General features: G+C 58.3%; 23 protein-coding genes. 13 read left to right on the forward strand and 10 right to left on the reverse strand.

Annotated elements, in window-relative coordinates; translation table 11 throughout:
- Positions 1-86: 86 nt before the first annotated feature.
- The 4 genes from JFT86_RS18125 (at position 87) to hcnC (ending at position 3,840) form a co-directional block, all read left to right on the forward strand.
- Positions 87-626, forward strand: a complete 540-nt coding sequence (locus tag JFT86_RS18125; protein WP_201237733.1) for a hypothetical protein — start codon at positions 87-89, stop codon at positions 624-626.
- A 241-nt stretch (positions 627-867) separates the two neighbouring features.
- Positions 868-1,182, forward strand: a complete 315-nt coding sequence (locus JFT86_RS18130) for a (2Fe-2S)-binding protein (protein WP_103307239.1) — start codon at positions 868-870, stop codon at positions 1,180-1,182.
- Entirely contained in the window at positions 1,179-2,588 is a 1,410-nt protein-coding gene (gene hcnB, locus JFT86_RS18135; RefSeq protein ID WP_201237734.1) for a cyanide-forming glycine dehydrogenase subunit HcnB, read from the forward strand. The genes JFT86_RS18130 and hcnB overlap by 4 nt, the downstream gene beginning before the upstream one ends.
- Positions 2,581-3,840, forward strand: a complete 1,260-nt coding sequence (gene hcnC / locus JFT86_RS18140; protein WP_201237735.1) for a cyanide-forming glycine dehydrogenase subunit HcnC — start codon at positions 2,581-2,583, stop codon at positions 3,838-3,840. The genes hcnB and hcnC overlap by 8 nt, the downstream gene beginning before the upstream one ends.
- A gap of 163 nt (positions 3,841-4,003) precedes the next feature.
- On the opposite strand, the gene JFT86_RS18145 is transcribed toward hcnC, so the two are convergent.
- Positions 4,004-5,812: a monovalent cation:proton antiporter-2 (CPA2) family protein gene (locus JFT86_RS18145; RefSeq protein ID WP_201237736.1), complete on the reverse strand. Its 1,809-nt coding sequence runs from the start codon at positions 5,810-5,812 to the stop codon at positions 4,004-4,006.
- Between the two features lie 244 nt (positions 5,813-6,056).
- On the opposite strand from JFT86_RS18145, the gene JFT86_RS18150 reads away from it, so the two are divergent.
- Positions 6,057-7,100: a hypothetical protein gene (locus JFT86_RS18150; RefSeq protein WP_201232905.1), complete on the forward strand. Its 1,044-nt coding sequence runs from the start codon at positions 6,057-6,059 to the stop codon at positions 7,098-7,100.
- 123 nt (positions 7,101-7,223) lie between these two features.
- Positions 7,224-8,138 (forward strand): LysR family transcriptional regulator, encoded by a 915-nt coding sequence (locus tag JFT86_RS18155; RefSeq protein WP_201237737.1) that lies wholly within the window; start codon positions 7,224-7,226, stop codon positions 8,136-8,138.
- On the opposite strand, the gene JFT86_RS18160 is transcribed toward JFT86_RS18155, so the two are convergent.
- Positions 8,128-8,895 (reverse strand): substrate-binding domain-containing protein, encoded by a 768-nt coding sequence (locus tag JFT86_RS18160; protein WP_201237738.1) that lies wholly within the window; start codon positions 8,893-8,895, stop codon positions 8,128-8,130. The genes JFT86_RS18155 and JFT86_RS18160 overlap by 11 nt on opposite strands.
- Before the next feature lie 12 nt (positions 8,896-8,907).
- Positions 8,908-10,200, reverse strand: a complete 1,293-nt coding sequence (locus JFT86_RS18165; RefSeq protein WP_201237739.1) for an MFS transporter — start codon at positions 10,198-10,200, stop codon at positions 8,908-8,910.
- 429 nt (positions 10,201-10,629) lie between these two features.
- On the opposite strand from JFT86_RS18165, the gene JFT86_RS18170 reads away from it, so the two are divergent.
- Entirely contained in the window at positions 10,630-10,938 is a 309-nt protein-coding gene (locus JFT86_RS18170; RefSeq protein ID WP_201237740.1) for an RcnB family protein, read from the forward strand.
- 256 nt (positions 10,939-11,194) lie between these two features.
- Entirely contained in the window at positions 11,195-13,162 is a 1,968-nt protein-coding gene (locus tag JFT86_RS18175) for a DUF262 domain-containing protein (RefSeq protein WP_201232901.1), read from the forward strand.
- A gap of 85 nt (positions 13,163-13,247) precedes the next feature.
- Here JFT86_RS18175 and JFT86_RS18180 read toward each other — a convergent pair whose 3' ends face one another.
- Positions 13,248-14,324, reverse strand: coding sequence for a sensor domain-containing diguanylate cyclase (locus JFT86_RS18180; protein WP_201237741.1), 1,077 nt, complete (start codon positions 14,322-14,324; stop codon positions 13,248-13,250).
- 163 nt (positions 14,325-14,487) lie between these two features.
- Between JFT86_RS18180 and JFT86_RS18185 the strand changes: the two genes are divergently transcribed.
- Positions 14,488-14,826, forward strand: a complete 339-nt coding sequence (locus JFT86_RS18185) for an FKBP-type peptidyl-prolyl cis-trans isomerase (protein WP_201237742.1) — start codon at positions 14,488-14,490, stop codon at positions 14,824-14,826.
- 88 nt (positions 14,827-14,914) lie between these two features.
- Here JFT86_RS18185 and JFT86_RS18190 read toward each other — a convergent pair whose 3' ends face one another.
- The 5 genes from JFT86_RS18190 to ftrA form a co-directional block, all read right to left on the reverse strand.
- Positions 14,915-15,226, reverse strand: a complete 312-nt coding sequence (locus JFT86_RS18190; protein ID WP_201237743.1) for an XRE family transcriptional regulator — start codon at positions 15,224-15,226, stop codon at positions 14,915-14,917.
- 3 nt (positions 15,227-15,229) lie between these two features.
- Entirely contained in the window at positions 15,230-15,553 is a 324-nt protein-coding gene (locus JFT86_RS18195; protein WP_201237744.1) for a type II toxin-antitoxin system RelE/ParE family toxin, read from the reverse strand.
- A gap of 259 nt (positions 15,554-15,812) precedes the next feature.
- Complete coding sequence (locus tag JFT86_RS18200; RefSeq protein ID WP_201232898.1) at positions 15,813-16,082, reverse strand: hypothetical protein; 270 nt, start codon at positions 16,080-16,082, stop codon at positions 15,813-15,815.
- Positions 16,083-16,084: 2 nt separating this feature from the next.
- Positions 16,085-16,465, reverse strand: coding sequence for a DUF6124 family protein (locus tag JFT86_RS18205; protein ID WP_201237745.1), 381 nt, complete (start codon positions 16,463-16,465; stop codon positions 16,085-16,087).
- 436 nt (positions 16,466-16,901) lie between these two features.
- Positions 16,902-17,876 carry a transcriptional regulator FtrA gene (gene ftrA / locus JFT86_RS18210; protein WP_201237746.1) on the reverse strand — a complete coding sequence of 325 codons (975 nt, stop codon included), beginning with the start codon at positions 17,874-17,876 and terminating at the stop codon, positions 16,902-16,904.
- Positions 17,877-17,976: 100 nt separating this feature from the next.
- Here ftrA and JFT86_RS18215 point away from each other — a divergent pair, with 100 nt between their 5' ends.
- The 4 genes from JFT86_RS18215 to JFT86_RS18230 all read left to right on the forward strand — a co-directional run bounded on the left by JFT86_RS18215 (position 17,977) and on the right by JFT86_RS18230 (position 21,721).
- A complete protein-coding gene (locus tag JFT86_RS18215; protein ID WP_201237747.1) occupies positions 17,977-18,405 on the forward strand; it encodes a rhodanese-like domain-containing protein in 429 nt (142 codons plus the stop codon).
- A gap of 326 nt (positions 18,406-18,731) precedes the next feature.
- The gene (locus JFT86_RS18220; RefSeq protein WP_008082447.1) at positions 18,732-19,511 is read left to right on the forward strand and encodes an ABC transporter substrate-binding protein; all 780 of its coding nucleotides are present in this window, start codon (positions 18,732-18,734) and stop codon (positions 19,509-19,511) included.
- 199 nt (positions 19,512-19,710) lie between these two features.
- A complete protein-coding gene (locus tag JFT86_RS18225; protein WP_201237748.1) occupies positions 19,711-20,823 on the forward strand; it encodes a succinylglutamate desuccinylase/aspartoacylase family protein in 1,113 nt (370 codons plus the stop codon).
- 181 nt (positions 20,824-21,004) lie between these two features.
- Positions 21,005-21,721, forward strand: coding sequence for a prolyl oligopeptidase family serine peptidase (locus JFT86_RS18230; protein ID WP_201237749.1), 717 nt, complete (start codon positions 21,005-21,007; stop codon positions 21,719-21,721).
- Here the strand turns inward: JFT86_RS18230 and JFT86_RS18235 are convergent.
- The gene (locus JFT86_RS18235; protein ID WP_201237750.1) at positions 21,711-22,274 is read right to left on the reverse strand and encodes a hypothetical protein; all 564 of its coding nucleotides are present in this window, start codon (positions 22,272-22,274) and stop codon (positions 21,711-21,713) included. The genes JFT86_RS18230 and JFT86_RS18235 overlap by 11 nt on opposite strands.
- Positions 22,275-22,339: the final 65 nt, after the last annotated feature.

A 22,339-nucleotide genomic window follows, 5' to 3' on the forward strand; every position in this document is an offset into this window, starting at 1 on the left:
GGCTTTTTGCTTTCTGCCGGACCAGCGGCGAGAATTGCCAGCGGAAGTGGATTGGCCGCTTTCGCTGTTATTTAAGGATGAACACGTTGGACAAGAAGGAAATCAAACGGCAACTGGTGGAAATGCTCGACGCCGGCCGGTCAAAGACCGAAACCTTCAAGGCTCTCTCGGGTGGCAAGGTCAAGGACCGAGTGTTGGCTGCGTGGATCGGCGGCTGTCCTGATCCGGCGCTGAGAGAACGTCACTCCGTCAAGGTCACGATCCTCGTCGTGTTGACCTGCATTCAGGCATTGGTCGGCGCATTTGCCGGGTTCTTTCTGTTTTACGAAATCAGTGTGGGCATGGCCCTGACCATCATGCTGATTGCAGGAGGCATTCCTTTGCTGTTCGCTTGGGGCTTCTACAAGAACGTCGCCGCGGTTTACACCGTCTACGTGATCCTCACCATCAGTCAGTTGTCGCGCATGTTCAAGGGTTTCGACGAGGATCCAGTGTCGACGCTGATCGTCGTTGGCATCACGCTGGCAATCGTCGGCTACGCCGCCTGGCTGAAAACGCTGTTGTTCCCGGACCTCGGATTCATCGGCGCGAAAAAGGTCAAGGGTCAGTTTGTGTTCTCCAACTGATCGTTGAACAATCCGACCGTTTCACTGGCCTGGATCAATATTCCTGTTGGCGATTTCGCCTAACTTAAATGATCCAGGCCTTTGCTGAGACATGAACTACATTGTTCTCGCGCGCACCGCGTTGCGCTGATGGAGTACCCCGCGAGCCCGCCCGATCGAAGAATTATCCGGGCCGCAAGGTGTAGTGCAGCAAGGAGCTGACGCAACACTCCCCTGAACCTTTTCACGGATGAACACCGCAATGCACTGCCTAGAAAGAACCTTCGATATCCAGCCCTTGGCGCAGGCGGATATGACTGTCCATATCAACGGTCAACCGGTCACGGCCGCCATCGGCGAAACCGTCCTCAGCGTTATTCAATCTCTCGGCGTACGCCAGATCGCCCGCAACGATCATGACCAGATCAGTGGCGCCTACTGCGGCATGGGCGTGTGCCAGTGCTGTCTGGTGAAAATCAACGGCCGGCACAAACGCCGCGCCTGCCAGACCGTGGTGCGCGATGGCATGCACATCGAAACCCAGGTCAACCGCATAGCCGGGCAGGAGGTCGTATGAGCCTGCAACCGGTAATCGTCGGCGGTGGTCCGGCGGGCATGGCAGCGGCCATCGAACTGGCCCGCCATGGCGTGCGCTGCACCTTGCTGGAAGAGGCTTCGCGCCTCGGTGGGGTGGTCTATCGCGGCCCGCTGCGTGACGGCGTGCAGCTGGATTATCTCGGCCCGCGCTATTCCGAAGCGCTGGGCAAACTGCACGGCGAATTCCAGGAGCAATCAGGCCTGATCGATGTGCACCTCAATCATCGCGTGGTCGGCGCCGAAGGCACCCGTGCCCTGGTGGTGCTGGACGGCGACGAGCAACTGCACGAGTACGAGTATTCGCAACTGCTGTTGTCCGCCGGTTGCCACGAACGCAGTGTGCCGTTTCCCGGCTGGACGTTGCCCGGGGTGATCCTGCTGGGCGGTCTGCAATTGCAAATCAAGAGTGGCGTGGTCAAGCCGCAAGGGCCGGTGATCATCGCTGGCACCGGGCCGTTGCTGCCGCTGGTGGCGACGCAGTTGCATGCTTCCGGCGTCAAGGTCGCAGGCGTGTATGAGGCCTGCGCGTTCGGCAAGATTGCCCGCGAAAGCCTGGCACTGCTGAACAAGCCGCAATTGTTCCTCGATGGCTTGAGCATGCTCGCCTACCTGAAACTGCACGGCATCCCGATGAACTACGGCTGGGGCGTGGTCGAGGCGCATGGTGAGGATGAGCTGAAAAGCGTCAGCGTCGCCCCGTACTCGGACACCTGGGAACCGGACATGACCCGCGTCGAACGTTTCGAGGCGAAGACCCTGGCCGTCGGTTACGGCTTCATTCCGCGCACCCAACTCAGTCAGCAAATGGGCCTTGATCACGGTTTCAGCGACGACGGCTATCTGCGCGCCAACTCGAATATCTGGCAGCAAAGCAACGAGCCTCATGTGCATCTGGCCGGTGACATGGGCGGGATTCGCGGCGGTGAAGCAGCGATGCTGGCCGGCAGGATCGCCGCGACGTCGATCCTGCTGCAACGCGGTGTGCTGGAAGAAGAACTGGCCCGGGTTCGCCGCGACCGTTATCTGGGCAAACTGAAAGCCATCGTGCGCTTCCGTGCGGCGGTGGATCGCTACACCGAACGCGGCGTTGGCCAAACGGCACTGCCTGCCGCCGACACGGTGATCTGCCGTTGCGAACACGCGACCCGCGCCGACATCGACCGGGCGCTGGAGCAGGGTGTGCAAGACATCGCCAGCCTGAAAATGCGCACCCGCGTGAGCATGGGCGATTGTCAGGGGCGGATGTGCGTCGGCTATTGCAGCGACCGTCTGCGTCAGGCCACCGGGCGCAAGGATGTCGGTTGGCTGCGTCCGCGTTTCCCGATTGATCCGATCCCTTTTTCCGCGTTTCAGTCCATCGGCACGGAGGCCGCTTCCCATGAGTAAGTTCTACGACGTGGTCATCGCCGGCGGTGGCGTGATCGGGGCGTCCTGCGCCTATCAATTGTCCAAACGCAAAAACCTCAAGGTCGCACTGATCGACGCCAAGCGCCCGGGCAATGCGACCCGCGCATCGGCCGGCGGTCTGTGGGCGATCGGCGAGTCGGTCGGCCTCGGCTGCGGGGTGATTTTCTTCCGCATGATGTCCGCCAACCGCAAGCGCGAAACCCAGGGCGCGGCGGTGGCGGTGGACGCCAGCACGCCGCACATCCTGCCGGAGTCATTCTTCGATTTCGCCTTGCAGTCCAACGCGCTGTACCCAGAGCTGCACCGTGAGCTGAAAGACAACCACGGCATGGATTTCAAGTTCGAAAAGACCGGGCTGAAGTTCGTGATTTATGACGAAGAGGACCGGCTCTACGCCGAGCACATCGTCAGTTGCATTCCGCATCTGGCCGATCAGGTGCGCTGGCTCGATCAGGCCGCGCTGCGCGAGTCGGAGCCGAGCGTCAGCCATGAAGCCCGTGGGGCGCTGGAGTTTCTCTGCGACCACCAGGTCAGCCCGTTCCGCCTCGCCGATGCCTATGCCGAAGGTGCGCGGCAGAATGGCGTGGATTTCTACGTCAACACCAACGTGACCGGCGTGTTGCATCACGGCTCGCGCGTGACCGGCGTGCAGACGGCCGAGGAGGGCGTGTTCCACTGCAAGACACTGATCAACGCCAGCGGTGCCTGGGCGGCGGATCTGAGCGAGTGGGCCACGGGCATCCGCATTCCGGTGAAACCGGTCAAAGGCCAGATTCTGCTGACCGAGCGCATGCCGAAAATCCTCAACGGCTGCCTGACCACCAGCGACTGCTACGTCGCGCAAAAGGACAACGGCGAGATCCTGATCGGCAGCACCACTGAAGACAAAGGTTTTGACGTCACCACCACCTACCCGGAAATCGCCGGGCTGGTGCAGGGCGCGGTGCGCTGTCTGCCGGAGCTTGCGCACGTCAACCTGAAACGCACCTGGGCCGGCCTGCGTCCGGGCTCGCCGGACGAGTTGCCGATTCTTGGGCCGATGCGTGGGGTGGAGGGCTATTTGAATGCGTGCGGGCACTTCCGTACCGGCATTCTGACCTCGGCGATTACCGGTGTGTTGCTGGACAAACTGGTCAACGACGAACCGCTGCCGCTGGATATCACGCCGTTCCTCGCCGACCGCTTCGAGAAGGCCCCGGTGAAGCAATCACTCGAACTGGAGATGGCCTGACACAACCCCCTGTAGGAGTGAGCCTGCTCGCGATTGCAATCCGTCAGTAACGAATAAGCTGACTGACACACCGCCATCGCGAGCAGGCTCACTCCTACAGGTTTTGCGGCGCTGGCAGATTTTATGAGCGCCAGGCTCCCACATTTTGATATGTCCAAGAAGATCAGGTGTTGCGCGATTCTTCTTCGAGTTGATCCGACTCAAACAACCGCGCCAGCTCCGCCCGGGCTTCCTGGGCGGTTTGCAGGACTTTGGCGGCGTCGTCGTACACCGCGTGTTGCGCTTCCAGCACCTGTTCGTCGTGGTGCTTGAAGCGCTTGATCCGCGCATCGGCCTGCGCCTGGGTCAAGCCGAGACCGACCAGCGTGCGCCGGCTCATTTCCAGACTTGAATAATAGGTTTCCCGAATCGCCTCTGCGCCGACGTCGACCAAGCGATGTACATGCTGACGGTTGCGCGCCCGGGCGATGATTTTCATGTGCGGGTAGAGTTTGCGCACCACCTCGGCGGTCTTGATGTTGGTCTCCGGATCATCCGTGGCAATCACAAAATATTCCGCCTCGCCGACCTTGGCCGCATGGAGGATTTCCGGGCGCATCGGGTCGCCATAGAACACCGGCACACCGCCGAAACTGCGCGACAGTTCGATGGTTTCCACCGAGGTGTCCAGCGCCACGAACTTGATGTTCTGCGCACGCAGAATCCGCGCGACGATCTGGCCCATCCGGCCCATGCCGGCGATCACCACACGCGGGGTGTCGGTGTCGATCTCGCGGAATTTCTGTGGCACTTCCACGGGCTGCACCTTGGGGCTGACCAGCCGCGCGCAGATCAACAGCAACAGCGGCGTCAAGGCCATCGACAGGGTAATAGTCAGCACCAGCAAGTCGTACAGGCGCGGCTCGAACAGGCCCTGATCGCGGCCGATCTTGAACACCACAAAAGCAAACTCACCGCCCGCCGCGAGGACGATGCCGAGGCGAATCGCGCTGATCTTGTTTAACCCGCCGGCCAGGCGTCCCACCACAAACAGCAGCGGCAGCTTCAGGCCGATCAACAGCAGCGTCAGGCCCAACACGGTGACTGGTGCACTGAGCAGCAGACTCAGATTGGCGCCCATGCCGACACTGATGAAAAACAGCCCCAGCAGCAGGCCCTTGAACGGCTCGATCTGCGCTTCCAGTTCATGACGATATTCCGAGTCCGCCAGCAGCAGCCCGGCAAGAAATGCCCCCAACGCCATCGATACACCGACCAGATCCATCAGCCACGCCGTACCGATCACCACCAGCAGCGCCGTGGCCGTGGACACTTCCGGCAGACCGGTTTTCGCCACCACGCGGAACACCGGGCGCAACAGATAACGCCCGCCGACCACCACCACGGCGATCCCGCCGAGCACTTGCAAACCGTGATTCAAACTCTCGGCATTGCTGGTGGTGTGATCAGCGCCCGCGAGCATCGGCACCAACGCAATCAACGGAATTGCGGCGATGTCCTGAAACAGCAAAATGGCGAACGCCAGGCGCCCGTGGGGGCTGGTCAGTTCCTTGCGCTCGGCAAGGCTTTGCAGGCCAAACGCGGTGGACGACAGCGCCAGACCCAACCCCAACACGATCGCACTGTTCAGCGGCTGGCCAAACACCAACAGCGCCAGTACGCCAATCACCGAAGCGGTCAGCAACACCTGGGCCATGCCAACGCCAAACACCGATTTGCGCATCACCCACAAGCGTCGTGGCGACAGCTCAAGGCCGATGATGAACAGCAGCAACACCACGCCCAGCTCGGAAATGTGCGCGACGCTTTGCGGATTGCCGATCAGGCCCAGCACCGACGGGCCGATGATCACCCCGGCAAACAGATAACCGAGTACCGCGCCCAATTGCAGGCGTTTGGCCAAAGGCACGGTGAGCACTGCGGCGAACAGAAACACAACGGCGGCTTGCAACAGATTGCCTTCATGGGGCATGGATTGACTCCTGACAACGGTACGGCGGGGGCGACAAGGATAAGGGCTGAATCGATTCAAGATCCACAGAAGATCCCGCCGCAGAACCGGTTTCACTGATCATGCGGCGTACGTCAGGTGGTATCGTGCGGGCCCCGACGCCAGGCGCAGCCGAAGCGTCAGTATCATCTCGATACCCCGTGACGTTACAAGGAGCTTCTCCAGAATGGATTTTAGAACCCTGCTGTGTGCCGGGCTTGTATGTATGACCGCAATTGATGCTCACGCCGAATCCTCGAATTTGCCCGGGCATTACTACCTGTCCGGCGTCATGGAAATGGGCGCCGAATTGCTGCTGCAGGCAGACGGGACGTTCAAGGCCGGGATGGAATACGGTTCCGCCAGCGGCATGGCCAACGGCAAGTGGTACGTCGAGGACGACGTCGTCACGCTGGAAAGCCAGGCCAGTGCGCAACCCGCCGAGGCGCTGGCCTTCGAAGAGCCCGGGGAAATCAGCCTGGCGCAACTGGAAGAAAACACCAGGCACTATCCGGATGAGCGCGCTGGCCTATGGCGCAACCACTATCTGTTAGAGATGCGCTATGCGCGTTTGCGTGAGGCGCCAAAGATCCAACCGGGTTTTGTCTACGTGCAGTTCGACCATGGCGACAGCGGTCCTTTGCCGTTGGAATCCGGCATCCCGGCCAGACTCTGGCTGCCTTACGATTCACAGAAAACCATCCGCAAGATCGGCTTCAGCACCGCCAAAAACACTGCGCCCGAGCAGTGGCTGCAGGTCTCGCCCGACACGCGTCTGTTCAGCTTCAACTGGAAAAAGCCCAAGCTTCAGCCCATCGTCATCGACAAGCCGCAGGAAGATAAACTGGCCGATGCACAACGGTTTTTACCCGAGGATGAGCAAGGCCGAATTCAGAATCACTACTTGATCGAGCTGTTCCATTACGACCCGGTACCCGCGCCGCCGATCAAACCGGTCGACGTGTATTGGCAGTTTGCCGATGGGTCAACTCAGCAGCAGGTCTGGACCGACTCAACTCAGGCCCGGTTGAAGCTGCCCTATACCGGCGCCAGTCCTTTGCAGAAACTGGGCTTGCGCACGCATGGGGCGACCGAGGACGTGCAGTGGTTTGACGTTGGCGCTGACACGCGTTTACTCAAGGTGCAGTGGCAGCCTGATCGTGGTCCCGGAGAGTTGGCGGCGATGTTTGAGGATCTGCAATTGCAGGTCGAGCCCAACTGTCTGGCGGTGAGTGGATGGAGTGACAAGGCCTGTTTCCGTCGGCGCTGATGGTGTGACGCGGCATTACCCGAACCCGCCCTTGTGGCGGGTTTTTACTGGTCGGCGGCTGTAACAAATTGCATCAATTGGTTACATTTATAACCTCTGCGAATCAATCCTCCGAGTGCGTCCATGGCCATCAACTTCGACCTCAACGACCTGCAAGCCTTTCGCGCCGTGGTCGAGCAGGGCAGTTTCCGTAAGGCCGCCGACACTGTGCGCCTGTCGCAACCGGCGCTGAGCCGACGCATCGAAAAACTCGAAGACGCCCTCGGCGTAAAACTGTTCGAACGCACCACGCGCAAAGTCAGCCTGACCCAGGCCGGACGTGGCTTCATGCCCAGCGTCGAACGCCTGCTCGATGACCTCGACGTGGCATTGCTCGGCATCAGCGAAGTCGCCTCGACCCGATTGGGTCACGTCACTGTCGCTTGCGTGCCTTCCGCCGCGTACTACTTCATGCCCCGCGTCGTTGCGCGTTATCACCAGCAGTTCCCACGGATCAAAGTCAAAGTGCTCGACTCCAGCGCCCACGATGTCTTGAGCGCAGTGGTCAATGGCGAAGCCGATTTCGGTTTGAGTTTCATGGGCACCCAGGAAGCCAAAGTCGAATTCGAACCGCTGGTGCAGGAAAGCTACGTGGTCGCCTGTCGCCGTGATCATCCGCTGGCCGGGCGCGCCAGCGTGACGTGGGACGAGTTTTATCAGCAGGATTACATCTCGCTGGACAAGACTTCGGGCAACCGTTTCCTGCTCGATCAGGCCTTGAGCAGCGTGGTGCCGCAGCGACAGAGCATCTGCGAAACCCGTCATGTGACAACGATGATTGGCTTGGTCGAGGCGGGGTTGGGCGTGGCCGCGGTGCCGTTGATGGCAATGCCCGGGCCGGATCATCCGATCCTGACGCGGGTGCCGCTGACCGACCCGCAAGTGATGCGCAGTGTCGGCATTATCAAGCGCCGGGATCGCACGTTGACCCCGGCGGCATTGGAGCTGGAGCGGCTGGTGGTGGCGATGAAAGTCCAGCCGCCGACGATCAACGCTTGACCGAGTCCAGCCCGGTGGCTTGCACGTCCGCCTGCGCAGCCGGTGCGGCGAGGTAGGTGAGGAGGGCTTTTGCCTCTTCCGGATGCTGCGCACCGACCGGAATCCCGGCCGCGAACCGCGTCACCGACTGCACCGACTCCGGAATCTTCGCCACAAAACTCACCCCCGGCACCGGCAACAACTCGCTGACTTGCTGAAAGCCCAACTGATAGTCGCCCGTGGCGACCACCGAACCCACGGGGATTTTCGGGATCATGTGCGCTTTCGGTTTCAGCTGTTCTTCGATCCCCAGTTTCTTGAACAACTGCTGCTCGATGTACACACCGCTGGCGCTGTCGGAATAGGCCACTGATTGCGCGTCGAGCAGGGTTTGCTTGAGCGCTTCGACGCTGCCGATGTCCGGTTTTGGCGCGCCTTCACGCACCACCAGGCCGATCCGCGAATCTGCCAGCTCGACCCGCGAGGCCGGGTCGACCTTGCCCTGTTTGATCAAGTCATCGAGGGCGTAGCCGACCATGATCACCACGTCGGCGTGCTCGCCGCGCGCGAGACGATTGGGGATCGCCTCGGGGGCTTTGCCCATCGACGGGCCGAGGGTGGTGTCGAGGGTGTTGCCGGTGGCCGCCGCGAACTTCGGTCCGAGGATTTTGTAAGCGGCGGTAAAGCCACCGGAAGTCATCACGCGCACCTCTTCGGCCTGCGCCAAGGCACTGAAAGCAAGGAGGGTGAGGGCGGTCAGGTTGAATAGCTTTTTCATCTCGATCGCTCCTTATGCCGTCGCCGGTTGCAGACGACCGCCCGCGCGGCGATAGAGGTACAGCGTGGCGCACAAGGCACACAGCGCACCGACACTCATCCAGTAACCCGGTGCGGCTTTGTCGCCGGTGTACTGAATCAGGAAAGTCGACATTGCCGGCGTGAAACCGCCGAAAATTGCGGTGGCCAGGCTGTAGGCGAGGGAGAACCCGGCGACCCGAACTTCCACCGGCATGATCTCGGTGAGCGCCGGAATCATCGCGCCGTTGTACAGGCCGTAGATAAACGACAGCCACAACAACGACAGCAGCATGTGGCTGAAACTCGGTGCCTGCACCAGGTATGACAGCGCCGGATAGGTCGTGGCCAACGCCAGCAGCGACATGGCGATCAGTACCGGACGACGGCCGATACGATCAGACAGCATGCCGCCAATCGGCAGCCAGAAGAAGTTCGACACGCCGACCAGCAGCGTCACGAGCAACGCATCCGCGGTGCTCAGGTGCAGCACGGTTTTGCCGAAGGTCGGCGCGTAGACGGTGATCAGGTAGAACGCGGTCGTGGTCAGGGCGACCATCAGCATTCCGCCGAGCACCACCACCCAATTTTGGCCGAGGGTGCGGAACACTTCCTTCATGCTCGGGCGATGTTTGCGTGCGGCAAACTCTTCGGTTTCCGCCAGATTACGTCGCAGTAAAAAGATGAACGGCACGATCATGCAGCCAACAAAAAACGGAATCCGCCAGCCCCAGTCGGCAATCACATCGGGGGCCATCCACGCATTCAGGGCATAGCCCAGCGCCGCCGCAACGATGATTGCCACTTGCTGACTGGCCGACTGCCAGGCGGTGAAGAAACCTTTGCGGCCCGGCGTGGCGATCTCCGAGAGATACACCGACACCCCACCCAATTCCGCGCCAGCGGAGAAACCTTGAAGCAACCGCCCGATCAGTACCAATGCCGGTGCCAACAGACCGATCGATTCATAACCGGGCACCAGCACAATCAATATCGTGCCGCTGGCCATGATCGACAGGGTGACGATCAACCCTTTGCGCCGGCCGACGTCGTCGATGTACGCACCGAGCACGATGGCCCCCAGCGGGCGCATCAAAAAGCCTGCGCCGAACACGGCAGAGGTCATCATCAGGGAGGCGAACTCACTGCTCGCCGGAAAGAACACCGCCGCGATCTGCGTGGCGTAGAAGCCGAACAGAAAGAAGTCGAACTGTTCGAGGAAATTGCCCGAGGTCACCCGGAAAATGGCGCCGGCCCGCGAGCCGCCGTGTGGGATTGAGGCTGTCATAGAAAGTACTCCACCGCTTTTATGACGTGCGCGACGGGAGGGCGGCGCACGGTTTTTATTGGGGCGGATGGTGGCGCAGATGTAACAATCTGTTAATTGCATTGTTGGCATGGATTGATGTGCAAAGCGGATCAATCCCTCGTTGCCGAGGCACAGACCATTGTAGGAGTGAGCCTGCTCGCGAAAGCAATGTGCCAGTCAATGAAGATGTTGAATGTGCCGACCCCATCGCGAGCAGGCTCACTCCTACAGGTTTTGTTGCGCCTGAAAATTCTGCCTACACCACAGCCATCTGTAGGAGTGAGCCTGCTCGCGATGGCGGCCCAACTGACAACTACAATCCCCCAGCCAGCCCAGGTAAAAACAAGGAATGATTCCCGAGCCCGGCAGTCCGAGTTCAGGTATCACACATCTCAAGGAGGTTCACCGATGAATAGCAAAACCCTAATCGCCAGCCTGGCCCTCGTCGCCGGCATCGCCGGGATCAGCCCACTTGTTCAAGCGGCGCAAACCTCAAACAACACCGTCGAACATTCCCCCACCGGCGACCGTGAACTGACCATAGGCGACCGCGCGCCGGACGTTTATCAGCGTAGTGAAAAGGCCTTGAAAAATTGGAACCAGAAAGGATTGAAGCAGCCGGAAGACCAGTCGCAGTGGGTACAGATCAATGACAAATACGTGCTGGTAAAGATCACTAACGGGACGATTATGGAAATCAAACCGGTAGAGCGTTAGACAATGTAGCGCTCTAACCATTTTCGTTGAATCGAAGGAATGGTTAGGGCGTAAGACATAACACTTGGCTCCTCCCATAGAGGTTTTGGTAAAAGTTGCTAGCTGAGAAGATATTGGTTTCTGATCACTATTCAGTGATGGCTCTTTGACACTTGCTGATGATTTTAATTAGAATCCGCTTTGTGAAAAAGCATGCAGGGATTCGGCAAGAATATGCCGGGATAACTAAAATATTATCAGCTTAGCGAATCGTCGAATGGAACCGTCAAAACAGCCATTAAGTAAACTTCTTACGATCGAGGGTACGCAGGAAAGCTATCGGGTTCCGAAGTATCAGCGACCTTATTCATGGTCCGCCCGCGACTGGCAACAGTTGGTGGATGATGTGAATGATGATGCAAATGACAAGGAAGGCCACTATATGGGGTCAGTTATTTGCGTAGATGCCAGTTCTGGTGCGCCGGGCGAACCTCGGGTTTATGAACTGATCGATGGTCAACAGCGAATTACCACTATTTCCTGCTTGTTGATTGCTATTTGGTCAAAGCTCAATGAAGTGCTTTCGGCTGAGGTTGATTTGAAAGAGCAGTCCAGTCTGGATGAGGACGATATTGCTGATTTAAAAGCATTGATGGATGATGTTCGTCGTAAGGTGGTACGAGAGCGCAGATATCAAAAAGATGAAAAGATGCCGGTTCATTCAAGCAGGAATACTTTGCTGGGTGATTTTTATATTGGTCGAAAAAATCGCACCGATTATTATTGCCGGATACTGCCGTCGAGTCAGGATTTAAATCGTGTTGATTATATTAATGCTCTGAGTCATTACAGGTTGTTAGCGCTTGTTGAACACGAGGCGCCGAGGAACTGGGGTAATCGTCGTATAGCTAAATGCATTCGTTATTTTTCTGAAGAGTTACCCAGCGATGTGACGGCGCTTAAACTGTTGGCCCAACGAGTAAATGCACTGATTTTTATTCACATCAAGGTCGACAGTCATTCTGATGCCTTCAGACTTTTTGAGGCGATTAACAATCGAGGTGTACCATTATCCGCTCTGGATATTATCAAGAACGCAATGTTGGCCACGCTGGAAAGAAATAGCACTGGTGCTATTGACGAGGCTTTCGAAACTTGGTCCGCCATGACCGAAAGTCTGGGACCAGATGCAGGTCTTCATGAAAGCTATCTGCGGCACTTTTATAATGCATTTCAAGTGGAGGCGGGGCGGAGCGTCCCTAATTTTAAACGAGCAACCAAGACCTCGTTGATTTCCATTTTTGAGTATTTGATAAAAAAGGATGCAGGCGATTTGTTGGATGCTCTAGCCCGGCGTGCCAGTTTTTATACTGCTATTACGCAGCCGGAACGTGCAGATATTGCCCCATTGCGTCGCTCGAAACTGTTGAATTTATCGCGCCTGGATGCCAAGCCAAGTCATCAGTTTTTGCTTTATATGTTGGATAGAGAAGAGAATGGGTGTTGTGCGTCTGCTGACGTAAATAAGTCAATCGATTTTCTTTCACGATACTTTGTGCGCCGAAATCTGACCGGCACCCCTGCCACTAACCGTTTAGATGGTTTGTTTATCGATCTTGTGAGTGTTTGTGAAAAGACCATTAAGAAGAGTGGGGGCTTTTCTTATGAGTTGGTTCGCGGCACTTTGCTCAAGGCGAAGGGTAGCGATGCGCCTGCGGACGATGGGGATTTTGAAGAAGCCTTGAGTACTCATATCTATTATTATAATCCGGTCGTTGCTCGTTACTTGTTGTGCAATTATGTGATGGGGCGCGAAACAAAAGAGCGCCAGATTGATTTGTGGCGCAGAGACGACAAAGGGCGATATGTCTGGACAATTGAACATGTTCTTCCTCAAGGTACATTGAAGTCGGGCTGGATTGAGATGTTGGCAGGTGGCGACGTTGAGAAAGCGCTTGAAATTCAGGAACAATTTGCCGATCAAATAGGTAATTTGACACTGTCTGCTTATAATTCAAATTTGTCCAATGCTGAATTGGTTGAGAAGCAGAAGAAGACTGTGGTCACGCTTGCGGGTGATAAGGCTGCTATAGGATATAAAAACGGCTTATTGCTGAATGACTTGAAGTTCAAGGTCGGAAGAAAGATTTCATGTCTCTCAGGTACCGCCAGTTGGAATGATGAGCACATCGATGCCAGGACTGATGTTCTTGTCGAAGCGATGATGTCGGATTATAAACTCTGAGACTTTATCGGCGTTTATTTGAAACGTTAGATTGTCAGGCGAATTTTAACTTGGCGCTATTTAGGTAGCGCCTCGAATTATTCACCTACTCGACCCGAATGTGATTCATCACCTGCCCACCCCCCAGCCGATACTGATTATTACCACTGCGCTTGGCCTCATACATCGCCAGATCGGCGATGTGCAGCAGGCGATCCATGGCTGTCGCATGATCCGGAAACACCGCTACCCCAAGGCTGGTACCAATGTGGCGCTGGTCGTTGCCGATGCTGATCGGGGGCGACAGTTCGATGAAGATTTTCTGGCAGATGCTGCGGGCTTCGTCCTGTAGGTCGAGGCCCGGTGCCAGGCCTTGCAGGATCACCACGAATTCATCACCGCCAATGCGCGCAACCGTGTCGGTGACGCGCAGGATGCGTTTCAGCCGCGTGGCCGTGGTGATCAGCACTCGGTCGCCGGCGGCGTGACCGTAGTGGTCGTTGATGGTTTTGAAGCCGTTGAGGTCGATAAATACCAGAGCTACGCGTGTGTCAGTCTGCCTTGCGTGATCCAGTGCTTCGGACAAGCGTTGTTCCAGCACCAGGCGATTGGGCAGGCCGGTCAGCAGATCGAAATGGGCGAGGTGTTGCAGGTAGCTGGCCGAGGCTTTCTCTTCGGTGATGTCGCGCACCACGCCCATCATTTTGATCACCGCCTCGTGGTCGTTGCGCACCACGTTGCCGGTTTCCCGTAGCCAGCGAATCGTGCCGTCGGGCCAGACCACGCGGTATTCCTCATCGTGGTTTTCACCGGTTTCCAGGCAACGCAGTTCACCGGCGCGCACCCTGACGCGATCGTCCGGGTGCACGCACGAACAGAACAGCGCATAGGACGGTGTGATTTCGCCGATCTTGAAGCCGAACATGCCGTAGATCGCATCCGACCAGTACAGCCGGTCTGAGTCGACTTCCCAATCCCACGTACCGATGCGTGCAAAATACTGGCTGCGCTTGAAGCGCTCGACATCGCCGTCCTGATGAATGTTCTGGCCCTCAGCGGCGCGTGTCAGCAGTTCACGGTACTCGGCAAGTTGCTTGCGCAAACCGCGCTCGCGCCAGATCAGCAAGGCAATGACAGCCAGCATGACCACACCGATGGCGAGGCTGATCCAGAGCAGAGTCATTGGGGAGCTGCCAGCATGGCGAGTCGATCCGGGAAGTAATGGCGGTTGGCTATGTTAATTCTTCATCACTCGCTTCGGATACAGCGTTGATCTGCGCTTACGGGTTGCCATTGACCGGTAATTCTGGGAAAACGGCGGCCGGCTGAACAATAGAGTGAATGTCATGAATGATGAACTGCAGGTAATCGATCTTCAGGTGGGCGAAGGCAAAGCCGCCGTCAAAGGTGCGCTGATCACCACCCACTACAGCGGTTGGCTGGAAGACGGCAGCGAGTTCGATTCTTCCCACAGCCGCGGCAAACCGTTCCAGTGCGTGATCGGCACTGGCCGCGTGATCAAGGGTTGGGATCAAGGCTTGATGGGCATGCAGGTCGGTGGCAAACGCAAACTGCTGGTGCCGGCGCACCTGGGTTACGGCGAGCGGACGATGGGCAAGATCCCGCCGAATTCCAATCTGGTGTTTGAGATTGAGTTGCTGGAAGTGCTGACACGGGATGATTGAGGTGGGTGGGAAACTGCTTTGGCTGTGAGAGGGGCAATGCCCCTCATCGTTTGATTGAACTACGTGTTGGCGGCGGGTGAGCTTTCTTTCAAGCCCATTGCAGCGGTTGACCCAGCGGGAAGCAAATGTCTACCTCAAGCTTTGCTGCGGCTGACAGATTGACCAGCGCATCCAAAGAGAATTTGTCGATTTTTCCATTGAGCACATCGTTGAGTCGCGGCTGGGTAATGCCCAAGCGTTTGGCCGCTTCTTTTTGAGGAAGCTCCCAAGCCCGGATGGTCTCGCAAAGCGTGCGCATCAGCTTGGCCCGCAGACGCATATTGGCGGCATCCTGCGGCGTGTCTTCCAGTGCATCCCAGACGCTTGAGTAGCGCTGGGAAATATTTTGATGATCCATCATGGCCTACCTTATTTCCTGGTATCTGGCGCGTGCCAGTTCGATATCTCGCGTTTCAGTTTTGCGTGTGGTCTTGTGCATGACATGCAGCACATAGATCGCCTCAGGTCGGTTGACCACGTAGAACACTCGAAACGCCCCTGAATCCTCGGTGATTCTGATTTCATTGACGCCCCGTCCAACTGTTTTCATTGGACGCCAATCAAAGGGTTCGTCGCCCTGTTGCAAGAGATCCAACTGAAATCCCGCTGCTCTGCGGGCATCGAGTGGGAGCTCTTTCAGGTCTTTAAGCGCATTCCCGACAAACACCACATCCTTGTGTCTTGGCATTGACTTCTCCTTTGTTGATAGGAAAAGCGTAATCGCCCGGATGAAATCGTGGAGCGGTGTTGTGTTGCAAGGAATGGCGGAAAGGACTTTGAAAACAGGTTATATCAGAACAGATATAAAGCAAGCAGGGATTCAACATTCAGATATTCGTCGGCAGAAAGAAAGCTTCGCGAGCAGGCTCACTCCTACAGTGATTGCGGTGGTTCTGCAGGTCCAGTGTGGGAGCGGGCCTGCTCGCGAAGGACTATCACGCGGTCAATCAGGCTGCGTGCGCCATCTCGGCCAAGGTGTCGGCCACCGTCCTTTGCAGTGAGGGGAATCGGCGGCTCACTCGGCGCAGCGCCGGCAGGACGGCGTCGATTTCCAGTTCATCGAGTTGGGCGAGGACGGTGACGGCGGAGGCGACGATGGTTTCTCGTTCGCTTTCGAAGAGCACCAGGCAGGTGTTCTGCGCCCAGCGTCTGTCGCGTTCGTTGAAGCCCATGGCTACCAACGCCGCGACGACTTGTGCATCTGTTTTTTGGGTCATGGTCATTGCCTAAGGTCGGGGTCGAGTTTGTCGAGGGCGCGGTTGACCGCGAGTTCGCCGAGCATCACCACTTGCTGGATGCCGAGCACGGTGTTGCGGTAGGGCGAGTCGAGCAGGGCGGCGAAGTCGCTGAGCATGATGCTGGCCGAGGCCATGGATTCGCAGGCATGGGCCATGAGCTCTTCGGTGCCGGTGTTCGGGTCAACGAGAAACATGGTGCTGGGTCTGCGCGGTGGCGAAGGAGGCGTGGGTTTCAGGTAATGATCGAGGGCGCGTTCGGCGGCTTCGTGGAGTTTTCTGGAGCCCGGCGTGGAATAGGGGGACGTAGGATTTGGATCGATTTCCGCGCCTGTTTCGGGCGGGTTCGGAGTAATTTTGAACATATGCTGGGAAACCTCAATGAGGCTGACACCGTTCTGCGACTAAACATTAGGTGGCAGCTATACGCAGGTTAGTCGACCGGGATCCCAAGCATTACCGGCGCGCTCGAAAGCGCCCTGCGCACAGCCGCCATTGAGTGCGGGCATGGAAATGCCAGACTGAATAACAGCTTGCGAACCTGAGAAAACACCGAGCGACTAAACCCGATCACTGAACATTCAGCGACGCGAACCAAGTTACCGGCACCCTTCAAGCCGCACAAGCCGGCGGATTCTGGCGTAGTTGTAGGCAAAGGCGCAAGGCGCTGTAGCCTCATGGCTGATGCCTAAATGATGCTGCGTTTTACCGGACGCCTTCGCGAGCAGACTCGCTCCCCCAGGGCAATGCATTCCAAAATGTAGGAGCGAGCCTGCTCGCGATGGAGCCTTCAAAATTCACTCAAGAATTAGCCTTCACCCCACGCCCAAACCGCTCCCGATACACCGACGGCGGCACCCCCACCACCCCGCGAAACGCCACGCGAAAACTCTCCACCGACCGATAACCACAACGTTCGGCAATCTGCTCGGTGTTGTGCGCCGTGCTCTCGAGCAACTCCCGCGCCCGCGCCAGCCGTTCATGCTGCAACCACGTCTTGGGCGACTGCCCGCTGGCCTCGGTGAACCGCCGCAAAAACGTGCGCTCGCTCATCGCCGCTTCACTGGCCAGATCGCGCACCTCCAACGGCTCATGCAAGCGCTCGCGCGCCCACTGCATCACCCGCGACAGATCGTTGCGCGGCGTCGGGCTGACCGGCGTCGGAATGAACTGCGCTTGCCCGCCGGTACGCTGCGGCGACATCACCAGCCGCCGCGCCACCGAGTTGGCAACCTGAGTGCCGAAGTCCCGCGCCACCAGATGCAGACAGGCGTCGATGCCGGCCGCGCTGCCCGCCGAAGTGATCAACTGGCTTGAGTCGACGTAAAGCACATCCGCATCGACTGCAATCGCCGGGAAGCGCTGCGCCAGTTCCGTGGTGTAGCGCCAATGCGTGGTGGCGGCATGCCCGTCGAGCAGGCCACTGGCCGCCAGCACAAACACCCCCGAGCAAATCGACAACAACCGCGCACCACGGCCATGGGCCTGACGCAAGGCATCGAGCAGCGCTTGCGGCACCTCGGCATTGCGATCACGCCAGCCAGGAATGATGATGGTGCGCGCCTCGGCGAGCAGTTCCAGACCGCCATCGGCCAATACCTGAATGCCGCCCAAGGCACGCATCGGGCCTTGATCGACCGCCGCAATGGCGTGCGTGTACCACGGGAAATCGAACTCCGGCCGGGCCAGGCCGAAGATCTCCACGGCAATGCCGAACTCGAAGGTGCAGAGGCCGTCGTAGGCCAGAATTGCGACCAGACCTGGTGATGTCGGCATTTGGCGGAAAATTCCCGGTAGGTGTCTTGTCCGCCACTGTAGCCGCAAGCGGGCGCTCGATAAAGTCTGTGCACACCCGTTCAGATAAAGGAGCAACCCCATGACCAGTCTGGTTCGCGACATCCCTGCCGCTCCGTCGGCAATCGCGCTGATGCACTTCAGCAATCGTCTGACCTTCGAAACCGATTGTTCCGACGTCTTCAGTAGCCAGGAGGCCGGTGAGGTGGATTTTGTCCTGGTCGACGTGCGCGGGCCGCTGGCCTTTGAGCGTGGGCATGTGCCGGGGGCGATCAATATGCCGACGCGGTCGCTCACGGCAGAGCAACTGGCGGGCTACCCGAAAACCACGTTGTTCGTGGTCTATTGCGCCGGCCCGCACTGCAACGGCGCGAACAAGGCTGCGGTGAAACTGGCGGCGCTGGGTTACCCGGTCAAAGAGATGATCGGCGGCGTGACTGGCTGGCTGGATGAAGGCTTCGAACTGAGCGTGGCGCTACAGGCCAACGCTGCAATCCCCTGCGAATGCTAATGCCTTTGTAGGAGCTGCCGAAGGCTGCGATCCTTTGATCTTGTCGTTAAAAAGCAGATCAAAAGATCGCAGCCTGCGGCAGCTCCTACACGGGATTTTTGTGCTGTTTGAGGGCTTGTCCTACAGCCTTTGCACCACGACGGCGCGCCTGTTGACTCCGGTCAATCGGCTCGCCGATTTTCTGTAAGTATTTGTCGCTTCAACACAATTTACCCTGTGCGCGCCGCCATAGACTGCCGGCCACTTCGGAGTTTGCCGCTAAATGGCCATGACCGAACGCTGAATCGAAAGCTGCCAATAAAAGCCTCCGCACACAGGAGTTATAAATGAAGAAGCTAGTGATGTTTGGTGCCCTGGCACTGTCGATGTTGTCCCTGACCGCTGTGGCCGAAGACGCCAAGCCGATCCGCATCGGTATCGAAGCCGGTTACCCGCCATTCTCGATGAAAACCCCTGACGGCAAACTGGCCGGTTTTGACGTGGACATCGGCGATGCGTTGTGTGAGCAGATGAAAGTCAAATGTACCTGGGTCGAGCAGGAATTCGATGGCCTGATCCCGGCGCTGAAAGTGAAGAAAATCGACGCCATTCTGTCCTCGATGACCATCACCGACGACCGCAAGAAAAACGTCGATTTCACCATCAAGTACTACCACACCCCGGCGCGCTTCGTGATGAAGGCCGGCTCCAACATCACCGATCCGCTGACCCAGCTCAAAGGCAAGAAAGTCGGCGTACTGCGTGCCAGTACCCACGACCGTTTCGCCACCGAAGTGCTGGTCCCGGCCGGGATCGATCTGGTCCGTTACGGCTCGCAGCAGGAAGCCAACCTCGACATGACCTCCGGTCGTCTTGACGCGATGCTGGCCGACTCGGTCAACCTCAGTGACGGTTTCCTGAAAACCGACGCTGGCAAAGGCTTCGAATTCGTCGGTCCGACCTACGAAGACGCCAAATACTTCGGCGGCGGCGCCGGCATTGCAGTGCGCAAGGGCGATACCGCGCTGGCTGAGCAATTCAACAAGGCCATCACCGAAATCCGCGCCAACGGCAAGTACAAACAAGTGCAGGACAAGTACTTCGACTTTGACGTATACGGCCATTAATACGCCGTAAAAAAAGTGGCCCCGGTTATCCGGTGGCCACTTTTTTTGCGCTCTAATTGTGGTGAGACCTTTGTAGGAGTGAGCCTGCTCGCGATAGCGGAGTATCAGACGACGATGATGTTGAATGTTAAACCGCTATCGCGAGCAGGCTCACTCCTACAGGGGATCTTTGTGATCCGGATATTGAGGAGATTTTTCCATGCAACGCATCGACCATGTTCTGCCCTGGAGCCACTTGGGCAGCGAACGCTCACTCAGCGTGTTTCGTTATGGCGCCGGCACGCGCAAGGTTTACATCCAGGCCAGTCTGCATGCCGATGAACTGCCGGGTATGCGCACCGCATGGGAACTCAAGCAACGCCTGAACGCACTGGAAGCGCAAGGTCGCTTGCAAGGCGTGATCGAACTGGTGCCGGTCGCCAACCCGATTGGCCTCGACCAACACCTGCAAGGCGCGCACATGGGGCGCTTCGAACTGGGCAGCGGCAAGAACTTCAACCGCGCCTTCGTCGAACTCAGTGCGCCGGTCGGTGCGTTGATCGGCAAGCGTCTGGGCGCTGACGCCGAGGCCAACGTCGCCTTGATCCGCGAGGCCATGGGCCAGGTCTTCGATGAACTGCCGCCAGCGGCGTCGCAACTGGAAGCACTGCACCGCTTGCTGCTGCGGCATGCCTGCGATGCCGACATTACCCTCGATCTGCACTGCGATTTCGACGCCGCGATTCACCTGTATGCGTTGCCGCAACACTGGCCGCAGTGGCAATCACTGGCGGCGCGGCTGAAGGCTGGCGTGGCGCTGCTGTGTGAAGATTCCGGCGGCAGTTCGTTCGATGAATCCTGCTCGACGCCGTGGCTGCGTCTGGCACGAGCCTTCCCGAACGCGGCGATTCCAGCGGCCAACCTCGCTACCACGCTGGAACTGGGCAGCATGGGCGACACTCGGGTCGATCAGGCTCAGGCCAACTGCGAGGCGATTCTCGGTTTTCTGGCGGAGCAGGGCTTCATCAGCGGCGAATGGCCGGCGGCGCCGAGCGAGTGCTGCGAAGGCTTGCCGTTCGAGGGCACCGAATACCTGTTCGCGCCGCACCATGGCGTGGTGAGTTTCCTGCGCAACGCGGGCGAGTGGGTAGAGAAGGACGATGCATTGTTTGAGGTGGTCGATCCGTTGCAGGACCGCGTGACTACCGTGCGCGCCGGCACCAGTGGCGTGTTGTTCGCGATTGATCGCGGGCGTTATACAGAACCGGGGATCTGGCAGGCGAAAGTGGCGGGGCGGGTGCCGTTTCGTACCGGAAAACTGACTAACGACTGATAGATCTTCGTTGCATCTAAAGGCCTCATCGCGAGCAGGCTCACTCCTACAGGGGAACGCTTTCCAAATGTAGGAGTGAGCCTGCTCGCGATGACGTCATCAGCGGCACCCACCATTTGGAACCTCGCCGCAGGATGTTAGGCTCCCCCCCGAACCCGACACTCTGTGAAAGGAAGGCTCTATGTTGAAGGTGTTTGCTCTGTTGACCCTCCTGGCGTCCAGCGCCGTCCACGCTCAAACCACGCTGCAATCCGATCTGCCGCTCAAGTACATCGAGCAGGTTCACACCGACGCCGATCCGCGTCCGCTGGTGATTTTCCTGCACGGCTACGGCAGTAACGAGGCCGATCTGATCGGGATGAAGTTTCAGCTGCCGGCGCAATACAACTACCTGTCAGTGCAGGCGCCGTTGGCGTTGGGCGAAGGGCGTTTCCAATGGTTTCGCAAAAAAGGCGAAGGTGCCTACAACGGCGAGACTGATGATCTGAAGGCCAGTGGCCAGAAGCTTCGGGATTTCGTCGCGCAAGCGGCGAAGAAATATCACACCACTCCGGACAAGGTGTACCTGATCGGCTTCAGCCAGGGCGCGATGATGACCTACGAGGTGGGACTGCGTCCGCCCGTGGCCGTGGGCGGTATCGCGGCGTTGAGCGGACGTGTATTGCCAGTGTTGAAAGCCGAACTGAAGACTGCGCAACAACCGCTGCCACTGAGCATCTTCATCGGTCACGGCACGGCTGATGATCGTGTGCCGTACCACGACGGCACAGCGGCCAATGAACTGTTGCAGAAACTCGCCTACACCCCGCAGTTTCACGCCTATCCCGGCGTCGGCCACGGCATCAGTGCGGCCGAGCTACGGGATTTGAACGCATGGTTGCAGCAGCTCAATCCTTGAGGATGGTTTTCACCAGCGCGTCGTGATCTTTCTTGTCGCTGACCCGGGAAATCACCTGGACCAGCGCCATGCGCGTGCCGGAACCGGCCATCAACGTCGTGTTGAGTGTCTGGCCGCCGCCCTGAGTGGCGGTGCTGTCGACCTGACGCAGGCCCAGGCCCGTGCCTTTCTGGGTCAGGCTTTTTTCGCTGAGTTTGTTGAAGTCCGGCAACGCCTTGCGCTGGGCATCAACGAAGTCAGCGACGGTGCCGTCGAGGAACTCGTTGTCGTTGTCTTTGACGTTGTTGCCTTCGGGAATCTGGTTTTCGGCGGCAATCACCACGGTTTTGGTGGACTGATTGGTGTACATCGTACCCGTGGCCCCCGTCGGACTGGCCGGCAGCGGATCGGCGACGAAGCCTTTTGGCAGCGTGAAGGTGAACTTGCCATTGAGCATCGAGACCTTCTCGGTGGTGGCTTTTTCCTTGGCCTTGGCGGCCTGAGCGTTGATGGCGCCGAGGCCGGCGACTGCCGCCAGCAACAGGACGACAGCTTTTTTGCTCAACAATGTCATTCGAATCTCCGGGAAGTGGTCGTGCCAGGCGGGCGATCATCCCACGCAGCGCCTTGGCACTCCAG

It is taken from the genome of Pseudomonas sp. TH06 (assembly GCF_016651305.1).
Lineage (GTDB): Bacteria > Pseudomonadota > Gammaproteobacteria > Pseudomonadales > Pseudomonadaceae > Aquipseudomonas.